Consider the following 20,757-nt stretch of genomic DNA (forward strand, 5'->3'; position numbering starts at 1 on the left):
GCACCACCGGACGGGCAGGGTCGCCGCCCTCGACCGCGGCGGTTGCCGTCGCGTGTGCGCCCACGCGGGTGGCCACCGCTGCCGTGTACGTCGCGTTCGTCACCAGCGGCTTCACCTTTGCGACCTGGGCCGCCCGCATCCCGAGCGTCAAGTCGCAGCTCCAGTTGGACGCGCGGCAACTGGGACTGCTGTTGCTCGCCATTCCCGTCGGGTCGATCGTGTCGCTGCTGCTCGCCGGAGCGTGCGTGGCGCGTACCGGCCCGCGCCTCGCCGTGGCGGCGGCCAGCCTGACCAGCGCGGGCGCGCTCTGCCTCGCCGGATTCGGCGCCCACGGCGGGGTCGCCGTCACGGCCGCGGGACTCGGGCTCCTCGGGCTGAGCACCGGCGTCTGGGACGTGGCGATGAACGCCGAGGCCGCCGCCGTGGAGCAGAGGGCCGGCAGGTCGATGGTGCCCCGGTTCCACGCCTCCCTGAGCGGAGGGACGGTCCTCGGCGCGGGTGTCGCGGCGGCCTGCGCGGGTCTGCACGTCCCCGTCGCCGCCCACCTGGCCGCCGTCGCGGTCCTCGTCGCCGTGGCGGTGCCGCTGTCGACCCGCGGATACCTGACCACAGGCCCTCGGGCAGCCGGCCACGTCCCGGTACGTGACGCCCTACGGCCGTGGGCCGAGCCCCGCACCGTCGCGCTCGGCGTGTTCGTGCTGAGCATGGCCTTCTCCGAGGGCACCGGCAACGACTGGCTCGCCACCGCCGTGGTCGAAGGGCATCACACGTCGGTGGCCGCCGGCTCGCTGAGCTTCGCCGTCTTCGTCGCCGCGATGACCGTCGGTCGGTGGTTCGGGCCCTCCCTCGTCGACCGGCACGGCCCCCGACGCGTCGTCCGCGCCAGCGTGCTCCTCGCCGTGGTCGGACTCGCCACCACGATCACCGGCCCGCATTTGCTTCTGGCTCTGGTCGGTGTCGTCGCGTGGGGGCTCGGCACCGCGTTGGGTTTTCCGCTCGGCATCAGCGCGGCGGCCGAGGATCCGGCCCGCGCGGCCGTCCGCGTCGGCGTGGTGTCCTCCATCGGTTACACCGCCTTCCTGGCCGGGCCTCCGCTTCTCGGCCTCCTCGCCGACCACGTCGGCGTGCTGCGTTCGTTGTCCGTCACCCTGGCCGTGACCGCCGGTGGCCTGCTGTTCACCGGTGGCTTCCGAGCGGACCGCGTGGACACCGGCCCGGCCGACTCCCCCGCTCGAGCCGCGGCCACGAACACGTGACACCGGGTCTTCCGGCGCCGCTCGGGCAGCACCGGGTCGCGTGAGCGGTCGCGGCGGTGCGGCGGCCGACCGTCCCCGGTCGCCGCCGCCTGGCTGCCCGCGGCGGCCGACATCGGCGGTTCCGTGAGCAGCGAAGGAATCGGCGGTCCGGTCGCCGGCCCGACCCGCAGGGTCGATCCGCGGCCCGACACCGCCGGCGCCCCGCGCGTGGCAGCCCAGGTGATGCCGCCGCGCGCCGCCCACCGGCAGCTGGGCGTATTCCGGGTGCTGGTCGCCGGCACCCTCGATCTCGGCGTTCGGCAGCTACCTGAACATGGTGGCGCTCAACGTCTTCGTCTACCAGGTCACCGGCAGCGCGTTGCAGACCGGTGTCTTCATGGCGCTGCGCCTGGGCTCGGGATTCGTCGCCGGCATGTTCGGCGGCACCGTGGCCGCCCGGCTGCCCCGCCGGCCCGTGATGGTGGGCGGCGACCTGACGCAGGCCGGCGTGCTCGTCGCGTTCGCGTTCGCCGGAGGGCAGGCGCAGGTCGATCTGCTGCCCGTCGTCGCCGTGGTCACCGGTCTGCTCGGCACCACGTCGTCGGTGCTGCTGCGCAGCAGCGTGCCCGACCTGGTCGGCGACCGGCAGCGGCTGGCCGCGAACGCGCTGCTGGTGACGGGCCGCGCCGTCGCGAGGCGCTGCGCCGGCAGCCGGGGCGCGCGTTCGACCTCCGGCACGTACGCGGCCTGGTGAACGCGGGCGAGCAGTGCACCGAACCGGTCATCCGTGACTTCCTGTCCGCCACGGCCGGTTTCGGCGTCGAGCCGCCACGCTGCTGCTGGCCTGGGGCATGGCCGAGACGTGCACCGCGATCAGCTACCAGCCGTTCGGCCCGGACGCCGTGCAGCACGCCGAGCTGCGCGACGGCGCGACCCGGGTACGCCTGCACCCGGCGGCGGCGCCCGGCACCACCACGTTCCTGAGCATGGGGCCCCCTGCCCCGGGCGCGCGTTTCCGCATCGCCGCACCGGACGGGACGACGGCGCTGCCGGAGCGGCACGTCGGCCGGTTGCAGGTGCGCTCCGACCGGGTCACCCCGGGCTACCTGCACAACGACGAGGCCAACCGGGCGGCCTTCCCCGACGGGGACTGGTTCGACACCGGGGACCTCGCGTTCCTCGCCGACGGCCGGGTCACCATCACCGGCCGCGGCAAGGAGGTCATCATCGTCAACGGGGTCCACTACTTCTGCCACGAGATCGAGGACGTGGTGGGTGGGGTGGACGGCGTGGCCCCCAGCTTCGTCGCCGCCGTCGGCGCGCCGGGCCCGGACGGCACCGAGCGGATGGTGGTGCTCTTCGTCGCCGACGGCCCGGTCGACGCGGAGCTGCTGGCCCGCATCCGGCGGCGGCTGCCGGAACGGTTGCAGATCAGCGGCGCGCAGCTGGTGCCCGTCGAGCGGGACCGGTTCGAGAAGACCACCAGCGGCAAGATCCAGCGCACCAGCATGCGCGGCCGGCTGCTGGCCGGCGGGTACGAGGCGGCCCTGCGCCGGGTGGAGCTTCTGGACGCCGCCCCCGGCACCTACCCCGACTGTCTCTACCGTCCGGCGTGGAGCCCCCGACTGCTGCCCCGGGAGCCGGTGGACGGCCCCGACACTCGTGGTCGCCGACCGTACGGGGCTCGCCGAGGCGCTGCGGCGGGCCGCCCCCGACTGGATGCTGGTCGACGTGGCCGCCGAGCCGCCGGACGGCGACGCGGCCGGGGCGGGACCGGCCGACGCCGCCGAGCCGCCGGGCGGGAACGCGGCCGGACGGGACGCGGACGGGGGCACCGCCGGGCCGGCCGGCGCGGCGCGGTGGACGACGCCGCAGCGGCCGAGGAGGCGGCCCGGATCTGCGGACCCGGGCTGCTGGGGTTGCAGCGGGCGCTGGCCGAGGCCGGCTGGACCGGGACGTTGATCACGCTCAGCCGTGGGTTGCACCGCATCCGCGGGGACGAGGCGGGCTGCTATCCGGCCGCGCTGGCCGCAGCGCTCGGTGAGACGTTCGGCGTCGAGCGCCCGCAGGTGCGGGCCTGGCATCTCGACCTGCCCGGCGACGACGTGTCCGACGACGCCGAGACGGTCGTCGCGGCGGCCGGCTGGTCGCACGGCGAGCCGGTGGTGGCCTGGCGCGGCCGACCGCTCGTCCGTGTCCTCGAGCGGGCCGAGCCGGTCGCCGGGCCCCCGGCGCTGCCCTGCGGGTCCCGCTGGCTGGTCACCGGTGGCCTGGGCGGCATCGGACGGCTGGTGCTCGGCGACCTCGCCGCGGCGTTCGACCTGCGGCTGCTCGTCGTCGGCCGCACCGCCGCGCGGGACCTCGCCGGGGCGCTGGCCGAGATCGCCGACGGCGGCCGAATGCGGTACGCCCGGGCCGACGTCACCGACGACACCGCGCTGGAGGACGCCGTGGCGGCGGCGGAGCGGGCCTGGGGCGCGCCGCTCGACGGCGTGCTGCACCTGGCCGGCGAGTACGAGCTGTGCCCGCTCGCGGAACTCGACGCGGACCGGTGGCGGGCCGGGACGGCGGCGAAGGTCGACGGTTCGCTGCGGCTGGCCCGGCTGCTGCTGCGGCGGCCGGGCAGCAGGTTCGTGGCGTTCTCGTCGCTGCTGTCGCTGATCCCGCTGGTCGGCACGGGCGCGTACGCGGCCGCCAACCGGTTCCTCGAGGCGTTGTGCGAGCACCTGGACCCGCAGGTGAGCATCACCTGCCTGACGTGGACCGGGTGGCGTGGCGTCGGCATGAACGCGGAGACGGCGGCCACGGGCGCACGTTCCGCACCGGCGACGTGGTGGGCTGGCGCCCCGACGGGCACCTGGAGTTCCTGCACCGCAACGACGCGCAGGTGCAGATCCGGGGCCTCCGGGTGGAGCCCGGGGAGGCCGAGCACCACCTGCGACGGCTCGACGGGGTCCGGGACGCCGCCGTACGCGCCTGGCGCGACGAGCGCGACGAGCCGTACCTCGCCGCGTACGTGGTGCCGGCGCGCGACGACCTCGACGCCGACGCGCTGCTGCGGGCCCTGGCCGGACGCCTTCCGGCCCACCTGGTGCCCACGGTGTGCGCGCTCATGCCGGCGCTGCCGGTGCTCGCCAGCGGCAAGCTGGACCGCGCGGCGCTGCCGGAGCCGGACCGGGCCGCCCGCGCCGGCCACGGCCCGGCCGCGCCTCCGCGGACCCCGCTCGAGCGCCGGCTGCACGACATCTGGCGCGCGGAGCTGGGCGGGGACGGGTTCGGCGTCGAGACCACGTTCTTCCAGCTCGGCGGCACGTCCCTGACGGCGCTGCGGCTGCTGCACCGGGTCGCCGCCGAGCTGGGCGAGACGATCGGGGTGCTCGAGTTCCTCCAGGAACCCACCATCCGGGCGATGGCCCGCCACCTGGAGCCCGCCGCCGACCACCGGTGGGGCGCCGGGCCCGCCGCCGGGCACGACCGGCCGGGCAACGGGTCCGCCGCCGGCGACGGCGCGGGCGCGGGGCAGGCCCAACGGGTACGGGGAACCCTGTGACCGGCGCGCCCGCCGACGTCGACGGCCTGCTCCGGCTGCTGCGCGCCCGCGGGGTCGTCCTGGCCGCCCGCGGTACGGCGCTCGACTTCGACGCGCCCGCGGGTGCGCTGACCGACGACCTGATCGACGCCATGCGCCGGCTCAAGCCGGACATCCTCCGGCGGCTGGCCGGCGACGCCGGCGAGGTGGCGTGCACCGCGCCGGCCGTCCCGCCGCACCGGCTGGACGCCGCGGTCGAGGACTTCTGCGCCGCGCCGTTCGGGTTGGAGGCTGAGCCGGCGTTCCGGGCCCTGCTCGCCCGGGTCGACGACCCCGCCGACCCGGGACGCCGGCACGAACTCGCGCTGGCCGTGCACCACGGCATCGTCGACGGGTGGTCGGTCGAGGTGCTGGTCCGCGACCTGGGCGAGCTGTACCGGGCGGCGCAGACCGGGCAACCCGCCGACCTGCCACCGCTGGCCGCCGACTTCGTCGACTTCTGCCGGTGGGAGCGCGACCTCCTGGCCGCGCCGTCCACCCGTGACATGGTGCGCGCGTGGGCGGATCGGGTCCGCCCGCACGTCACGCCGATCCGGCTGCCCACCGACCGGCCCCGCGGGGCCAGCCGGTCGACCGCGGGCGCGTACGTCACCGAGGTTGTCCCGACCGACCTGCTGGACGCGGCGACCGGCTACGCCCTGCGCCGGAACGTGACGCCGTTCGTCGTGTTCGCCGCCGCGTTCGCCGTCCTGGTGCGGGAGGTCACCGGGGCGTCCACCGTCCCGCTGACCTCCGCGGTGGCCAACCGGGCCGATCCGCGCTTCGCGGACGTGGTGGGCGTGTTCACCCAGTCCCCGTGGCTCGTGGTCGAGCTGCGCGGGGCGCGTACGTTCGACGACGCCGTCGCACGCACCGCCGCCGCCACGTGGGAGATGCTGGCCATGCAGTCCGTGCCCGGGCAGGTGCAGACCGAGGCGCTCGGCGAGGCCTTCGCCGGCAGTCCTCCCCGGGTGTACCTGGCGATGCTCGACATGCCCGACCCGGTGCTGCGGCTGCCCGGGCTGGCGCCGGCGCCGGCCCGGGACGTGCCGCTGGCCGGCGCCCGCGCCGACCAACTGTGGTACCTGCGCGGGACGGACGACGGCGGGCTGTCGCTGACGGTCGAGTACGCCACGGCGCTGTTCGACGCCGCCACCGTCACCCGCTCGGTGGCCCGGTACCGTGCGCTGCTGCGCCGCGCCCTGGCCGAGCCGGACGCCTGGCCCGGGCCGGACCCGGCCTGACCGACCGGCGCAAACAGTCTCAGGACGCCCGTGACAGATCGGTCTCGGGGCGCGGGTGACACGTCCGGCTAGACGATCTTGCGCGCGCGATTTCACCTGATCACGAGCCGGCACTGCCGTACCAGTACCTCTGGATCCGGTTGCATTACGAGCTTGTTGAAGTCTTGGAGAGGCAGCGAGGCCGCCCCGCGTCGCCACCGAAAGTAAGAATATTGACAACAATAATCGATCTTGCCGCATCGCATTTATTTCTCCCTATGCCGTCTGGCAGATTTGGATGACGACGCACCGTCCGTGCGTGAAGCTCGACATGGGGAGTTCATGTGAAGACAGGCCGATCCATCGGCGCGGTCCTCCTCGCGGCCGCAGGCACCATCGTTGTCGCCCTCACCTCCACCGCCCAAGCCGTCGGCGCTCCGCCAACGCCGGGCCGGGACGCGATGGTGGTCTCGGTGCAGAAAAACCCGGACGGCACGATCACCGAAACCGCCTACACGCCTGCACCAGGGGTTACTCCCGAGGATCTGGCTGCGCGACTCACGGCACGGGGGGTGCCGGACGTCACCATCGCCGACGAATCAGACATGGGTGTGCTCGTCGAGGCATGCTCGTCCGGGACCGCCCGGACCTGGCCGTCATCGGCGACGTGCTTCGTCCGCTGGGCGTACAACGGCTACCTGCGGCCGCAGGTCTACTTCATCGACCACTCCAGCTCGGAGTGGCCTGTCGGTCGCTCGGTGACCAAGTGGAACGAGACCTCCGGCATCGACTCGGTATACCGCATCCCGAGCTCCGGCTGCCCGGGCGGTGGGATCCACTGCGTCCATGTCTACAGCGGAAACTACAGTTCCGGCTGGACGGGTGAGACGAGCCGGACCCTCAACGCCGCAGGAACCTACTACACTGGCGCGACGGTCCGGCTGAACACCTACTACAGCGGCACTGAGTACGAGCGCTGGAACACCGCCTGCCACGAACTCGGGCACGTGCTCGGCCTGGGTCACAACACGTCAACCAGTAGCTGCGTGTACACGTACCGCAGCTCGCAACGGTACCCGAACACCGACGACTTCAACCTGTTGGAGCGCTACTACTGAGTTCAGTGAACGAAATATGGCGGCATCCGCCATAGATTTCGTTTGATTTGAAGATCGATGCATCTATAGGGCTACGCTACTCCCGCAAGCCGCAATTCGCTGAACCCCAACATCCAGTGTGACCACTTATGCAACTTTGGGACGTGTGGCATACCGAGATCAAACGCCCTCTAACTCACCGGCCAGTCACCGGACTCTCGGATCGCGAGACAGACGGCGCGGGAACGCATCTCACCACGCGAGAACGCATCGCCTCGACTTGCCCCAGTGTACTGAAAGAAGAGAACTATGACCGAATCCCTCCGGCGTCAAGTCCCCTTCTCCGGGCGGCGTTCCGTCACCGCGCCGGCCACCTGCGCGCAGCGGGACATGTGGCGGCTGATCCAGCGCGCTATGCCGGATTCGACGTTCTACGACCAGGTCTACCCGGTCGAACTGCTGAAACCGGGCGGGGTGGACGATGTGATTGCCGTGCTCGCGGAACTGGTGAACCGCTATGAGTCGCTACGCACGGCCTTCCACCGGGACGAGACGGGAGCGCTGATGCAACGGGTGCTGCGGACCGGCTCTTTCGAGACCGACATCCGGCGGGCAGGCTCCGGGGAGGACCCGAAGACCGTGGCCGCCACCTGGCAGCAGAGCCTGCGGCACCGCAGCTTCAACCTGCAGACGGGTCCGCTGTTCCGGTCCCTGGTCATCCTGTCCGACGACGTCCCGGTGCTGGCCTCCCTGGGCATCTCGCACCTCGTCGCGGACCTGATGTCGCTGCGCTTCCTGGCCAGCGAACTGACCCGGCTGCTGTCTGCGCGTGTATCGGGACAGCCAGCGCCTGCGCCCCCTGCCTGCCGACAGCCCGTCGAACAGGCTGCGTACGAGCGCTCACCGCGGGGGCAGCAGGCCCTGGCCAGGTCGCACGCGTACTGGCGGCGGCAGCTCGCGCAGGCGCCGACCACGATGTTCCCCTACCGCCGCGACGAGCCGTCCGCACCGCGGTTCTACAGCGCAGCCATGGAATCCAAGGCGGTGGCGATGGCAATTCCCGTGCTCGCCGACCGGTACCGGACCAGTACCTCCGCGGTCCTGCTGTCCGCGGTGGCCCTGCTGCTCGGCCATCTCGCCGGTCTGCCCGCATGTGCGATCCGGCTGCTGGTCGCCAACCGTTTCGCTCCCGAACTGCGCGGTGCGGTTGCCAATCTGCAGCAGGAGATCCTGGTCACGCTCGACCTGACGGGGGAGACCTTCGGCGAGGTGGTGCGCGCCGCGCTGGCCGCATCCATGACTGCCTACAGCAACGGTGTGTACGACCCCGACCAGGTCGGGGAGCTGATCCGGTCCGCCGGGAGGGAACGGGGCGCCGAGCTCTCGCTGTCCTGCTATTTCAACGACATACGGCGGGCACGGGAGGTGCCGGGACGCGCCACGGCCGTGGACGCCGGCTTTGTCCGTGCCGCCATGGCCGACACCGTCGTCGCCGCAGACTCCTTTAGGGATGCGGAGGACTTCTTCATAGTCATCGAGGACAAGGTGCCGGGCTGGATCCGAATGGTGCTCTGCACGGACACCCAGGTGCTACTGCCGGAGGAGATTCATCAGTTTCTGCTCGGCGTGGAGCGGCTTCTGGTAGCGCTCGTCGACCGGGAGCTGCGGCCGGAGGAGGTGGGCGCGGTCTGCGGTGTGACGTCGATGGTGCACAGGTAGGCCCGAAACCTCTACCGGTGGGACACCCGGCCACAGGTCCGCCGCCTGAAGTAGCGCCTATCCTCGGTCGCTCTCAACAAACCACCGACTAGGCGGTGGCGGTGGGGAGCTGACCTGGCTGGCTCCCCACCGCCCTCCGAGGCGCTCCCCTGGCAGTTTTTGTTGTGAGGGCGGTCGCGGGTCCGGCGCCGTGGAAATCGTGTGTTGCCGACGCGGGTTGCGTCAGTGGGTGTGAGGGGGGCGGGAATGTCCGCCGACCTTGCCTTTGGTGATGTGTTCGAGCTGTTCGTCGGCGGCTCGTCCGGCGAGCAGGGGCTGCGTGCGGTCCCAAGTCGTGCCGTCGCGTGCGTCCTTGCGGCGCCGGGCGATGGCGGAGAGGGCTTCGAGGACGATGCGGTTGGCGAGCAGGGCGGTGATGTCGGACTGGTCGTAGGGCGGGGAGACTTCGACGACATCCATGCCGACGACGGGGAGTTCGTAGCAGATACGGCGGACGGCGTCCAGGAGTTGGCGGGAGGAGAGTCCTCCGGGCTCTGGGGTGCCGGTGCCAGGGGCGGAGCCCGGGTCGACGACGTCGACGTCGACGGAGAGGAAGACGCCCTCGCACTCGTCGACGGCGGTGGCGAACGCCTCCGTGAGGCACTCCTCGAACCCTCGCTCGACGATCTCCGTCATTTCGTAGGAGCGGAGCCTGTTACGCGCCATCCAGTTCAAGATCGGCTCGTCGGGCCAGTAGCCGCGCAGGCCGAGCTGGAGAAAGCGGTCGCCGCGCAGGCTTCCGGATTCGATGAGGCGGCGCATCGGGGTGCCGTGGGCCACGAGTGAGCCGAACTGGATGTCGCCGGTGTCGGCATGGGCGTCGAAGTGGATCATCGACACCTTGCCGAAGCCATGGTGGCGGGCGACGCCTGTGTGGTCGGGCCAGGCGATCGTGTGATCGCCGCCGAGTGTGATAGGGATCGCGCCGGAGGCAGCGATCTTGAAGACGGCTTCCTCGATTCGTGTGACGGAGTCCTCGATGTTGCCGTTGAACATCTCGACGTCGCCCGCGTCGTACACCTTCAGGCTCGTGAGGCCGTCGACGCGGAGTGCGAGGCTCGGGCGGGAGCCGTCCTGCGGGAGGTAGCAGGCCTGGCGGATCGCGGACGGCCCGAAGCGGGCTCCGGAGCGGTAGGTAGCGCCGGCGTCGAGGGGGGCGCCGACGATCACGATGTCGGCGTTCGCGTAGCTATCGGGGTCGTCGAGGTCACAGGCTTCGACTCCGAGGAAGGTGATGTTGGGGCCGAACATGGTACGGGAGGTGCGCACGGTGATCCTTCGCTGGGCGTTGTCAACTTGTCGAAGGTCGAGTGTTGGGGCGTGCTGGGGTCTGGTGGGGCTGTGTCCGGTGTGGTGCTCAGGCCGCTGTGGACAGGCCTGTGACTGGTTCCCGGTGGTGAAGCGGTCGGTTGTCTCGGCTCGGTACTCGGGTGCGGTGATGCGGTGGTGTCGGGGGCGGAAGTGCGGTGAGATCGCGCTGAACACTGCCAGGAACTGCTGGGCGCGGCTGGGTGAGGGAAGCCTTCATGACGCGTTCGCGCTGGCGGTGGGTTGGTGCGAGTTCTCGGCTCGGTTGTTCAGGTACTTCGACCGGCGGTGTTCCACCGAGGGCATGACCTGCCGGTGGGCCGCGCCGTAGTTGCCGAGCTTGTCGGTGACCAGCACCCGTGGCACAGCGCACTGCTTCTTCAGCAGTTTCCGGAAGAACCACCTCGCGGCCTTGGTGTTGCGTCGGGAGTGCACCAGGATGTCCAGGACGTTCCCGCTGGTCCACCGCCCGCCACAGGTACTGCCGCTCCCCATTGATCTTCGCGAATATCTTGTCCAGATGCCACGTGTTCCCGGGCCGGGCCTTGCGGCGGCGCAGGCCACGTGCGCATGCGGGCCCGAATTTCGCACACCACTGCGGCACGGTCTCGTGCGAGACGACCACGTCACGGGAGAGCACGAGCTCGTCCACCTCACGGAAGCTGAGCGGGAAGCGGTGATACAGCCACACGCAGTGCGCAATCACCTCACCCGGGAACCGGTACCCCTTGTACGACGGGACCTCAGCTTCCACAACCAGCCTCTCCCCAAAGATCAACAACCTCGAAGGTCAATCCCACCCACCCACCCCACCACTCAAGTTGACAACGCCACTTTGAATCAGCCCTGCCCTTCACCCGGCCGCTGGACCTTTTCGGCATTACCTGACCAGCACTGATCAATGATCACCAGGACTTTGAATTATCCCTGAACTGTCCACTTCTCTGAGAGTAAACTCTCGATCTATGAACTTGTACTCAATCCGCCTCGGCCGGAACTCGTCAAGAAATTTCAAAACCGTTGGCACAGTGATTTCAGAGCAGGTGTACAAATCAAACTGGACCAGCCGAGGGGATGCCGAGTCCCAGACGTGGATCGCACAGTGGCTAGTTTCGAGGATCGCCACCCCGGTCAATCCCTGGTTGCCGGGAATTTCGCAGTAGTATGCGATCGGGTTCGCCTCGGGACCAACCGCCAATTTCATGCCAATCCCCCTAATGATATTCGTGAGCCAGACCTTGATGTAGTCCGGGTCCGAAGGAGCCGACTCCACCTCAGCTCGAACGATCAGGTGCTGGTGCGGCAGGGCAGCGGCCGGATGACTGTGGTTCACCGCATCTTCCGAACTGTAGATCATCGAACGTCTCTCTTTCAACGCTCCTCGGGGCGATTTTCACGGTTGAGCCTTCAGGCCGGGTCGCATAGAGCGATGATTCACGCGCCATAGGAGGGTCGGGAGCCAAGGCGCACGCCACACGAGCCTCTACTGCCTGTCGCACACCGGCGATGCCAAGACTCTTTCCGTCGAGGGGGACAGTTACCTCCGCCGTCTTGGCCTTCACTTAAGTCACATTCATTACCTCCATGTCAAGATTTATGCGAGAGGATGATTCAATTCTCTGAAAGAGTGATGAAGGTTCTGCTGTGATCCCAGGGTGAGTCCTGGTTTCCTTCGGAGCCACGGGCTTCAGTCATTGGTTCTCTTCTCTGCCGCTGCCACGATCTCCAGCAGCCTGCAGAGGTCAACCTTGCCCATACCGGTGCGGGGCAGGGAGGGGAGGGCATGAACGTGGTGCGGGACTTCATACCGCATTAGGCGGGTCCTGCAGAACTCCATGACATCGCCGGTTCCGGCATCCGGGCCAAGCACCAGGGCGGCGTGGATCTCCTCTTCGCCAGCGCGGGCGGTCCCGCCGTAGACAAAAACCTCGCGGACGCCGGGGTGTTCCGCGACGACCCGCTCCACTCGCCGCGGGTTGACCTTTCTGCCACCGACATTGACGAAGGTGTCCTTGCGGGCCAGGACGGTGACATGGCCGACCGCGTCCACCTCGACCAAGTCCCCGGATTCGAAGAAACCGTCGTCACGGAACGGGGAGCCGCGGTCCCCCTCGTGCCCGAGGAACATCGTGGTGGTGCGCACCAGCAGCTGTCCTCTCCCCTGCAAGGCGTAGCGGCCTTCGTGGCTGCGCACGCGCCATTCCACGCCGGGTGCCATCGTGCCAACGCAGTTCTCGGGCCATGGTTCGGGCCGGTCGTACTGACAGGCGAGCAAACCGGTCTCGGTGCTGCCGTAGACCTGGTGGACAGGCACGCCGAGTCGTTCGCCGACGGCCTCGCCGACTCGTGGTGCCAGCGGACCGCCGGACGACAGCGCGAACCGTGCCCGGGCGTCGGCTGTACGCCGGGGCAGGACCGGCGAGATCAGTTCGTAGACCAGCGGGGTGCCCAGCAGCCCGGTGGCTCCGGCGTCGAGGCCCTCCAGGACGGCGCCGGGGGTGAACCGGCTCATCGTCATCAGGCCGGCACCGCTGACCAGGGCTGTCGCCAGTGCACCCACCAGGCCGAAGGAGTGGGCCAGGGGCACCATGGCGAAGAGCGTGTCCGCCTCGGTGACCCGGTGCAGGTCCCGGTGGAGGGCGCCGCCGGTGAGGATGTTCCCGAGAGTCTGCCGGACGATCTTCGGCTCTCCGGTGGAGCCCGAGGTGAGCTGGAGAATCGCCGATCCGGGGTGTTCCGCCCGAGGCGGGTCGGTGGCCGGCGGGCCGGCGATGAGACCATTGAAGGTGCGCTGCGCCAGTCCCGCCCTCGGCAGCTGCACGTCGGATGGGCAGATCAGGTCGGTCGCGGGGAGGCGGTTGACCACCGACCGCTCGTCATGCAGATAGGAATTCTCACGCTCCATGAGGAGCATGTCCACCCCGGCCATGGCCAGTCCGAGCAGGGAGGCCACTGAGGCGGGGGTGTTGTCCACCAGAACGATGGCCGGGCCGCGCGGCCGGGCCGGGCCGGTGACGTTCGCCACCGCGGACAGGGCCGCGTCCCGCAGCTCGGCCCAGGTCATTGCGGACCAACCGGTGGTGGACCGGGTGCGTACGGCGATCCGGCCACCCGCACGCCGGGCGTGCGAACGCAGCCGGTCCGCCACCATGCCGGTCGGTACGATACTGGTCATCGGCGGTGTCAACTTCTCTCGATGGTCTGTTTGGCTATGGCCTCGGCGATAGCGGCCGGACTCGCGTTGTCGAACATGGCAAGGGTCAGTGCGGCATGCAGCTGGTCGGTGGCCTCGGCGTCACCCAGGGCGCACCGTTCGACCAGCCGCGTGATCAGCTCGACAGCGCGCGAGGAATCACCGCCGGCCAGGAAGAAGTCGTCCATCAGGCCGAGCGGCTGACGAACGAGAATGTTCCCCATTTCCCTGGCGATGGCCGTGGCGAGCGCGTCCGGTACATGGTCCATGGCAGGCTGCTGTTCCTTTCGTGATACTTCGGTGTCACCGTGGTACAGCTGCTGGGACGACATTCCTGCCGCCCCTTCCGATGGTTCCTAAAAGTCAAGCTGAGAGAGTTGGCAGGTACGGTGCGGCTGCAGCGGTCACGGCACCATCGCGGATGAGGGCGCGGACGGCGGCGATGTCGCGGTCCAGGCGCCGGTCCTGGTCAAGAAACGCGACATGCTCGCGCACCAGGTCGAAGACGGCCCGGGTGCCGGGGGCCAGGCGGTCCGCTCCGCGCAGCTCCACGGCCTGGCACAGCGCGGCAAGGACGATGGCGGCGATGTTCTGCACCAGGTCCACCACGGTTCGGGCGTCACGGGCGGCGATGGTGCCCATGCTGACCTTGTCCTGGTTGTGGGCTTCGGTGGAGCGGGAGAACGCCGAGGCGGGGTTGCCCAGTTTGAGGGCCTCGGCGGCCAGCGCGGAGCAGGCGAGTTGCGTACCCTTGAAGCCGTGGTGCAGCCCGGTCTGGTCGGGGTCAGTGATCTGGGGGATGAGGTTCGGGGTCAGGTCGTTGTTGAACTTGTCGTCCACCACCAGCGCCAGCTGCCGGTCGAGCAGGTCGCCCACGCTGGCGACGGCGACCTTGAGGGCGTCCATCGCCTGGGCGATGTGGCCGCCGTAGAAGTTGCCCCCATTGCGCACGGTGTCCGCGTCCAGGTCGAACAGGGGGTTGTCGTTGGTGGAGTTGATCTCGATGTCGACCCAGCTGTTCACCCAGGCCAAGGTGTCGTGCAGGACTCCGGTCACATGCGGGGCACAGCGCAGGGAGTAGCGGTTTTGGATGGGGTGCTCCAGCTCCAGGAACCGGTTGTCACCCAGTTCGGGGTTGGCCTGGAGCACCTGCTGGTCGTCCCGGGTCAGTTCGGACCCAGTCAGCAGACGGTGGATGCGGGCGGCGCTGAGCATCTGCCCCGGGTGCGGCTTCTGCGCATGGATAAACGGTTCGAAGTGCCCTCGGTTGCCCAGCAGCGCCTCCATGCCGAGCGCGGTGCAGATGTCGGCCACGACGGCCAACTCCGCGGCGTCCGAGGCGGCCAGCACGGCGAAACCGGACATGAACGACGTGCCGTTGATCAGGCCCAACCCCTCCTTGGCCTGGAGCACGACCGGTTCCAGCCCGCACTGCGCCATGGCCTGGGCGGCGGGGACCACGCGTCCGGCGAAGGAGACCTCACCGGCCCCGGTCAGCACGTTGGCCAGGTAGCACAGCGGCACCAGGTCGCCGCTGGCCCCGACAGACCCGCGCTCGGGAATGAGGGGAAGGATGTCGTGGCGTAGGCAGTCGACCAGCAGCTGTATGACCTCGCGGCGCACGCCGGAGTAGCCGCGCGCCAGGCAGTTGGCCCGCACCAGCATCGTGGCGCGCACCACGTCCGGTGCGGCCAGGTCGCCGCTGCCGTTGAGGTGGTACTGGATGAGGTTGCGCTGCAGCGCAATAATCTTGTCCGGGCTGATCTGCCGAAAGCAGCTGTCGCCGAACCCGGTGGTAATCCCGTACATCGGCCGACCGGTCGCGATGAGCTTATGCATGAGCGACACGGACCGGTCAATCCGGCATTCTGCCTCGCTGTCCAAGCGGACATCCGTGCCGAGCGGCTGCCGCGCGAATTCAGCCACACCCCGCACGGTAAGACCGTCCGAGCCGAGGATAAGCCCCTTGTCTTCGGGTACGGCTTCGTCGGCCTGCAACTGCAACCCCTTGTTCATCAAATACCCTCCAGGTGGAATTCACTCAGGTTGAACGGGCAGAGCCCGGCCGCAGGCGCGCACTCCATACGTCAGCGGCCGGGTTACCACTCGGCACGTAGAATACACGAGTTTAATCTGAGTCAATTGCGCAGAACCCAACACTACATCGACTTGTAAGTGGTCAGACCCGGAAAATAAGACTGATCCTGGATCCACGATCTGATTTCAGCTGATAGTTTTTCGGCCCAGCGTTGTCAACTTGTCGAAGGTCGAGTGTTGGGGTGTGCTGGTATATGTACCGGTGTGCTGCTCAGGCCGCAACCAGCCTCTCCCGGAAGATCAACAAAATCGAAGATTATTCCACCCACCCAGCCCGCCAATTAAGTTGACAACGCCCAGTGGCGGGTCTCACATGCCGACTCTGGTGACGATGCCGTGGCGGTTGGCGAGATCTTCCGTGGCCGCCAGGTATTCGTGGACCAGGTCCATGGTGATGTCGGGGCAGCAGCCTCGAACGAAGTCCTCGATCATCTCGTCCTCGTCGAAGTCGTCGTTGGAGCGGTAGAAGTCCTTGCGGGACTCCAGGAACTCCCGGTCGACCCGTAGCCCATGTTCGGCGGCGCGTTGTTCGGCATGCTCGGGGTGGGTGAGGTAGCGGAACGACTGGGAGCCGGGGATCGGACACAGCGGTCCGAAGTCGAGTGCGGCGAACGTCTTGGGGTAGTTGTCGACGAGCTCGGTGAGCATCGCGTGGTTCTCGGCCATGAGCTGCGGGGTGATTCCCAGGTGGGTCAGGATGAGCCCTGCGGTGATCATCCCGCCCCGGTCCACCACTCCGGCGAGGGCTTCCAGGTTGTGTGCCATGGGCAGATCGTGGCGGCCTCGCCCGCCCACCGACTGCTTGTTCATCACCCGGAGCGAGACGTCGGAGAATCCGTCGAAGCCGATGAAGAAGTGGTCGAGCCCCAGCACGTTCACCAACTCGTCGATCCGGTCGGGTACGGTGGCGAATGCCTCTGCCCGGGCGTACCCGAACATGCCCGGCCTCTGTGACTGCGGCAGCTGACGGAACCACTCCGGCTGGTTGGCGGCCATGCCGCGCAACAGCCGCCACATGGTGAGCGGCAGCTCGTCCGCGGTCACGTAGAAGTAGTTGTAGCCCTGGCGGTAGGCGTTCTCCAGGATGGCCCACGCCTTGTCGACCTCGGGCCAGACGATTTCCTTCGAGCCGGGGATGATGCCGCAGAAGTCACAGGCGTTGAGGGGGACGTCGTCCAACCGCGGCCCGGCGAACTTGATGCAGCCGCGCCCGATGTCGACCACCGTGCTGCGCAGCACCCGGTCGCGCATGAAGAAGTAAATGGACTGCTGCCCCTGCAGGTAGCGCTCCTGGTGCGGCAGGAGGCTGTCCGCGAGCGAGTAGTCGACCAGCGGCAGAGTGGCGTACTCGCCCGCGTCTTCGGGCACTTTGGTCGCCGTGCCGTCCGTCGCCCGGTAGACGAGCCCCGGATAGGCGTCGGGGCTCTTGATGCGCCCGCGCAGGGAGTCGGCCATGAAGTTAGCGAATCCGGTGACGACATCGTTGCCGTAGAACCCGAAATCGATGTCGCGCTGCCGTCGCATAATTCGCTCGTACAGGGCGGAGAAGTGGTCGTTGCCGAGGATCACCAGCGCGTTCGGATTCAGCCGCTTCACGCGCTGGGCCATGGCTATGGAGGCGCTGTAGTTGCCTGTCAGTACACTGAGGCACACCGCGTGTAAGCGGTGGGCATGGGCGTCGATGAACTCCTCGATCGTCTCGTTGCTGTAGAGGACGCCGTCGAGATATCCAAGCTGGGTGTCATGGGAACCGAGCTTGTCGCGGAGGGCACTCATCAGAGTGAGCAGGCCCAGGTTCGGATAGACCGTGGTGTTGGCGCTGGCTATGTGGCGTGAGGTGTGGTTGGCGTTGATGAACAGCACGAGTTCCTGCTGAGTACGCATGGTGTCTCCTGCTCACACAAAGCGAAAGGGTCCGGTGTGTGACGAGTACGAGCAGTGACGGCAGGGCCCGGTCAGATGCCTACGGCAGCGGCCTCACCCCCCGCCAGGGCAACACCCTCGACTGGAAGCGCGCCATGAACCACTTCATGCTCGCCTTCCCCGACCGACTGCCCCTCTGACCCCAGCAAGATCACCGAAAGTAACCAACTCGGGCCCGACCAGCAAGCCTCTACATGCACAAAGGAATTGACAACCTCGGCATGGGGGCCGACGAGCATTTCCCCGCCGTGCACGATGAGGTTCTCCAGTACACCCTCGCCATGCGAGTCCGACTCGTATGTACCCTCGGCCAGGCGCAAGTCGAATATCTCGTATAGGGCACGTTCCCCCCCGGGCGGCACTGTGGACGAGTCGCAGCGCAGGGCCCTCATCCCCGGACCATCATGCCTTTGTCGGCCGGGTGACCTGGGGCTGCGGGGCACTGTCCGCCGAGGACAGCTCCGGTTCGGCAGCGGGATGCCGAGGTGCGTTGCCAAGGACGTCAACGTAACGTCTCCAGCACCGAATTTCGCTGGCCGCGTTCCAACCGGGCCAGCGTCGCTTTCGCTACACAAGCCAGCCTGGAGAGCTCCTTCAAGGACAGCCCCCGGGCCAACCGGTCAAAATGGACCTTCCCGCCGACCCGAGCCGTCACGCTCGCACTCGTCACAGCGGTGAAGCCTAGTGATCACTCCGAGGGATGACAAGACGACCGATCGGCCGCTATAACGACCGCCCTTCAGCTTGACTTTCAACCCCGCCAAGATCGTTCCTTGGTAGGGTTGAAGGTAAAGCTCAGACCCGCCCGGCTCGAATGTGTCCGCTCAGACCTCGCCCGCGTCGTGCGCGAGCAGCGCGATCTGCACTCGGTTGTTCAAGGCGAGCTTGGCCAGGATGCGCGAGACATGCGTCTTGACGGTGGGCAGGCCCATGTACGGCTCCGCCGCGATTTGGGCGTTGGACTTTCCCTGTCCGATGGCGACGGTCACCTCACGCTCCCGCTCGCCGAGCTGCTCTCGTGCCCTGGCGGTCCGCAGATCGTGCCCCGGCTCTGCGACACCTGCGCGATGAACTGCTGCGTGACGGCCGGGGACAAGACCGGCTCCCCCGCATGGACCCGGCGCACCGCCTCGACGATCTGCGTGGGCGGAGTGTCCTTGAGGACGAACCCAGCGGCGCCCGCCCGGAGGGCACGCAGCACGTGCTCATCGGTATTGAACGTGGTCAGCACGATGACCTCGGGCGGCCGGGGCCGCGCACGCAGCGCCTCGGTGGCCGCCAAGCCGTCGACCACGGGCATCCGGATGTCCATCAGCACGACGTCGGGGTGTGCGCGTCGGTGAGCCGCCTTGCTACCTGCGGTGATGGGCTTGTATGGGGTTCAACACCGCACGAGTAGCAAGGCACCTGTCAAGTGGATTCCTCTCATGCTGCATCGCATGTGTCCGCCAGGTTCGATGAGCCGAATCTGATCGCTGACAGCGGGCTGTTGCCACTGGTCCGCCTTGCCGAGCGCGCCGGGCTGCCGGACCTGGCGGCCTCGGTTCGGATCGAGGGCGCGGGCAACAGTGGCGGTGCTCACCCGGCGGCCAAGGTGATGTCGTTGCTGGGGGCGATGTGCGCGGGGACGGATAGCCTCGACGATGCCGACCGGCTGCGGCACGGTGCCATGGCCCGGGCCTTCACCGGGGTGCGTGCCTCGTCCACGCTGGGCACCTTCCTGCGTTCGTTCACCCACGGCCACAATCGTCAACTGCACCGCAGAACCGGACCGGCTGGTCGCACACCGTCGCCGTGCGGCAGGGCACGATGTACGACCACCGCTGGACGCTGCAGCCGAAGGACTACGTCTTCCCCGCGGGGCACCGCATCGGGGTGGTCGTCTTCTCCAGCGACCAGGAGTACACGCTGCTGCCGCTCGGCGGCACCCGACTGGCCGTCCAGCCCGGCTCCAGCCGCCTCACGCTGCCGGTCGTCGGCGGCCGCGAGGCGCTCGGCTTCTGACGCACGCCGCCGGCTCGGACAGGCGGGCCGGATCAGATGATGAAGTGGCTCCAGTAGGCCAGCCAGGCCACGAAGAGCACGCCCTGCAGGAGGGCCAGACCGCCGATCAGCCACCGCTCGGCCCGGGGGGACCGCGCCCAGCCGGCGAGCACGAGCGCCACCGGGAAGACGGCGAGCAGGTAGCGCAGCAGACTCCTGTACACCGGTGGACCCATCGACAGCGGCACCAGCACCATGATCAGGCCGTACACGACGTAGGGCAGGCCGATCCGGCGCAGGCCCGCGGCCACGACCACCATCGCGAGAACGGCGACTGCGACGCGGAGGGCGTCGAGGGTCGAACCCTCGGTCAGACCGTGCCACAGCACGCCCAGCGGGTTCTGCACGGTGACGCCCCAGCCGCTGCGCTGAGCGTGCTGGTAGGCGAACCAGTCGCCGCCCTGCCACCGGCAGAACGCCATGAAGGCCAGCCACCCGGCCGGGACCAGCAGCAGCGGGCAGCCCGTGCGGACGTAGCCCCACAACGCGCGTCGGCCGAGTCGGTAGTCGTGCTGCCGCAGCAGCACCAGGGCGAGCGGCACGACGGCGAAGAACCCGACCGAACGGCTCAGCGCCAGGAAGAATCCCAGCACGCCGACGACCAGCCAGCGCCGCCGCTCGGCGTAGTGGAAGGCGGCGAGCGTCAGACACAGGAACAGCGACTCGGTCAGCGCCGCCTGGAACAGGAACGCGGTGGGCAGCAGCACGAGATACCCGACGAAACGGCGGGTCCCGGGGGCGCCGAGCAACTGCCCCCCGAGCCGGTGGGCGTAGTAGAGCAGCAACAGGAACGCCGCGTTGGCCACCAGCAACAGCGCGAGCGCGGTATGCCCACCCAGCAGCGGGGCCAGCGCCCGGCCCAGAAACGGATAGAGCAGCGGAAAACCGAAATCCTGCCAGGGCCGGTCCAGTGGCACCTGGGCCAGCTTGTCGTAGAGGAACGAGTCCCAGGCGAACCAGAGCGAGACCCAGCGATGCGGAGAGACGGCCCGCTGCTGGTCGCGCATCGTCCACCCGTCCGCGGGCGGAGCCAGAGACAGGTGGTCGAAGGCGGCCAGCGCGAGCACCCCGACCAGGGTCAGCGCGATCTTCGTACCGAGGAAGACCGTGACGGCGAAGCGCCACGGCGCCGGAATCCGGTCGGTGGCCCGTGCCACCCGGTCCCGCACGGCGCCGGCGCGCGCGCCGAGCCCGCCTCGGCGCGCGGCCCCCACGGCCCGCCCCCTGTCCCCCACGACTTCTCCCGATCCCGCGCGGACGAGCCGGTCACCCGGCCCCGGATGCTGCCGCTGCCACATCCCCCTTCCACCGC

Annotated in this window: 16 protein-coding genes and 2 pseudogenes; 9 read left to right on the forward strand and 9 right to left on the reverse strand. The window is 69.0% G+C overall.

What is annotated here, in order from left to right; translation table 11 throughout:
* Positions 1-68: 68 nt before the first annotated feature.
* From ABGB16_RS11775 to ABGB16_RS11805, 7 genes are all read left to right on the forward strand, one after another.
* On the forward strand, positions 69-1,256 hold the full coding sequence (locus ABGB16_RS11775; RefSeq protein ID WP_347668038.1) for an MFS transporter: 1,188 nt from the start codon (positions 69-71) through the stop codon (positions 1,254-1,256).
* A 313-nt stretch (positions 1,257-1,569) separates the two neighbouring features.
* Positions 1,570-1,989, forward strand: a complete 420-nt coding sequence (locus ABGB16_RS11780) for a hypothetical protein (protein WP_347668039.1) — start codon at positions 1,570-1,572, stop codon at positions 1,987-1,989.
* Positions 1,990-2,086: 97 nt separating this feature from the next.
* Positions 2,087-4,555, forward strand: coding sequence for an SDR family NAD(P)-dependent oxidoreductase (locus ABGB16_RS11785; RefSeq protein WP_347668040.1), 2,469 nt, complete (start codon positions 2,087-2,089; stop codon positions 4,553-4,555).
* A 53-nt stretch (positions 4,556-4,608) separates the two neighbouring features.
* On the forward strand, positions 4,609-4,785 hold the full coding sequence (locus ABGB16_RS11790; RefSeq protein WP_347668041.1) for a hypothetical protein: 177 nt from the start codon (positions 4,609-4,611) through the stop codon (positions 4,783-4,785).
* Positions 4,782-6,047 (forward strand): condensation domain-containing protein, encoded by a 1,266-nt coding sequence (locus tag ABGB16_RS11795; RefSeq protein WP_347668042.1) that lies wholly within the window; start codon positions 4,782-4,784, stop codon positions 6,045-6,047. The genes ABGB16_RS11790 and ABGB16_RS11795 overlap by 4 nt, the downstream gene beginning before the upstream one ends.
* Before the next feature lie 323 nt (positions 6,048-6,370).
* A complete protein-coding gene (locus ABGB16_RS11800) occupies positions 6,371-7,144 on the forward strand; it encodes a M12 family metallo-peptidase (RefSeq protein ID WP_347668043.1) in 774 nt (257 codons plus the stop codon).
* A 288-nt stretch (positions 7,145-7,432) separates the two neighbouring features.
* Complete coding sequence (locus ABGB16_RS11805) at positions 7,433-8,842, forward strand: condensation domain-containing protein (RefSeq protein WP_347668044.1); 1,410 nt, start codon at positions 7,433-7,435, stop codon at positions 8,840-8,842.
* A 222-nt stretch (positions 8,843-9,064) separates the two neighbouring features.
* Here ABGB16_RS11805 and speB read toward each other — a convergent pair whose 3' ends face one another.
* From speB to ABGB16_RS11840, 7 genes are all read right to left on the reverse strand, one after another.
* Entirely contained in the window at positions 9,065-10,132 is a 1,068-nt protein-coding gene (speB, locus tag ABGB16_RS11810) for an agmatinase (protein ID WP_347668110.1), read from the reverse strand.
* Positions 10,133-10,405: 273 nt separating this feature from the next.
* Positions 10,406-10,684, reverse strand: coding sequence for a DDE-type integrase/transposase/recombinase (locus tag ABGB16_RS11815; protein WP_347668045.1), 279 nt, complete (start codon positions 10,682-10,684; stop codon positions 10,406-10,408).
* A 403-nt stretch (positions 10,685-11,087) separates the two neighbouring features.
* Positions 11,088-11,546, reverse strand: a complete 459-nt coding sequence (locus tag ABGB16_RS11820; RefSeq protein WP_347668046.1) for an S-adenosylmethionine decarboxylase — start codon at positions 11,544-11,546, stop codon at positions 11,088-11,090.
* Positions 11,547-11,876: 330 nt separating this feature from the next.
* A complete protein-coding gene (locus ABGB16_RS11825) occupies positions 11,877-13,340 on the reverse strand; it encodes a class I adenylate-forming enzyme family protein (RefSeq protein WP_347668047.1) in 1,464 nt (487 codons plus the stop codon).
* A gap of 32 nt (positions 13,341-13,372) precedes the next feature.
* The gene (locus tag ABGB16_RS11830) at positions 13,373-13,714 is read right to left on the reverse strand and encodes a hypothetical protein (protein WP_347668048.1); all 342 of its coding nucleotides are present in this window, start codon (positions 13,712-13,714) and stop codon (positions 13,373-13,375) included.
* 31 nt (positions 13,715-13,745) lie between these two features.
* Positions 13,746-15,398 carry an aromatic amino acid ammonia-lyase gene (locus ABGB16_RS11835; protein ID WP_347668049.1) on the reverse strand — a complete coding sequence of 551 codons (1,653 nt, stop codon included), beginning with the start codon at positions 15,396-15,398 and terminating at the stop codon, positions 13,746-13,748.
* Positions 15,399-15,788: 390 nt separating this feature from the next.
* Positions 15,789-17,363, reverse strand: a complete 1,575-nt coding sequence (locus ABGB16_RS11840; protein WP_347668050.1) for a cobalamin-dependent protein — start codon at positions 17,361-17,363, stop codon at positions 15,789-15,791.
* A 38-nt stretch (positions 17,364-17,401) separates the two neighbouring features.
* Between ABGB16_RS11840 and ABGB16_RS11845 the strand changes: the two genes are divergently transcribed.
* Positions 17,402-17,542, forward strand: coding sequence for a hypothetical protein (locus ABGB16_RS11845; RefSeq protein ID WP_347668051.1), 141 nt, complete (start codon positions 17,402-17,404; stop codon positions 17,540-17,542).
* Positions 17,543-18,226: 684 nt separating this feature from the next.
* Here ABGB16_RS11845 and ABGB16_RS11850 read toward each other — a convergent pair.
* Positions 18,227-18,729 (reverse strand): annotated as a pseudogene (locus ABGB16_RS11850) (response regulator transcription factor); the annotation flags it as partial.
* A 443-nt stretch (positions 18,730-19,172) separates the two neighbouring features.
* Here ABGB16_RS11850 and ABGB16_RS11855 point away from each other — a divergent pair.
* Positions 19,173-19,406: pseudogene (locus ABGB16_RS11855) on the forward strand (CocE/NonD family hydrolase C-terminal non-catalytic domain-containing protein); the annotation flags it as partial.
* 32 nt (positions 19,407-19,438) lie between these two features.
* Here the strand turns inward: ABGB16_RS11855 and ABGB16_RS11860 are convergent.
* Positions 19,439-20,680 (reverse strand): hypothetical protein, encoded by a 1,242-nt coding sequence (locus ABGB16_RS11860; RefSeq protein WP_347668052.1) that lies wholly within the window; start codon positions 20,678-20,680, stop codon positions 19,439-19,441.
* Positions 20,681-20,757 lie beyond the last annotated feature (77 nt).

The sequence above is a fragment of the Micromonospora sp. B11E3 genome (assembly GCF_039871625.1).
GTDB lineage: Bacteria > Actinomycetota > Actinomycetes > Mycobacteriales > Micromonosporaceae > Micromonospora.

What these genes read in the sequence shown, in the direction of transcription:
- ABGB16_RS11835 (WP_347668049.1), bottom strand. Translation starts at nt 15,398, where the DNA reads ATGAACAAGGGGTTGCAGTTGCAGGCCGACGAAGCCGTACCCGAAGAC.
- ABGB16_RS11820 (WP_347668046.1), bottom strand. Translation starts at nt 11,546, where the DNA reads ATGATCTACAGTTCGGAAGATGCGGTGAACCACAGTCATCCGGCCGCT.
- ABGB16_RS11805 (WP_347668044.1), top strand. Translation starts at nt 7,433, where the DNA reads ATGACCGAATCCCTCCGGCGTCAAGTCCCCTTCTCCGGGCGGCGTTCC.
- ABGB16_RS11830 (WP_347668048.1), bottom strand. Translation starts at nt 13,714, where the DNA reads ATGTCGTCCCAGCAGCTGTACCACGGTGACACCGAAGTATCACGAAAG.
- ABGB16_RS11825 (WP_347668047.1), bottom strand. Translation starts at nt 13,340, where the DNA reads ATGGTGGCGGACCGGCTGCGTTCGCACGCCCGGCGTGCGGGTGGCCGG.
- ABGB16_RS11840 (WP_347668050.1), bottom strand. Translation starts at nt 17,363, where the DNA reads ATGCGTACTCAGCAGGAACTCGTGCTGTTCATCAACGCCAACCACACC.
- ABGB16_RS11785 (WP_347668040.1), top strand. Translation starts at nt 2,087, where the DNA reads ATGGCCGAGACGTGCACCGCGATCAGCTACCAGCCGTTCGGCCCGGAC.
- speB (WP_347668110.1), bottom strand. Translation starts at nt 10,132, where the DNA reads ATGTTCGGCCCCAACATCACCTTCCTCGGAGTCGAAGCCTGTGACCTC.
- ABGB16_RS11780 (WP_347668039.1), top strand. Translation starts at nt 1,570, where the DNA reads ATGGTGGCGCTCAACGTCTTCGTCTACCAGGTCACCGGCAGCGCGTTG.
- ABGB16_RS11815 (WP_347668045.1), bottom strand. Translation starts at nt 10,684, where the DNA reads ATGGGGAGCGGCAGTACCTGTGGCGGGCGGTGGACCAGCGGGAACGTC.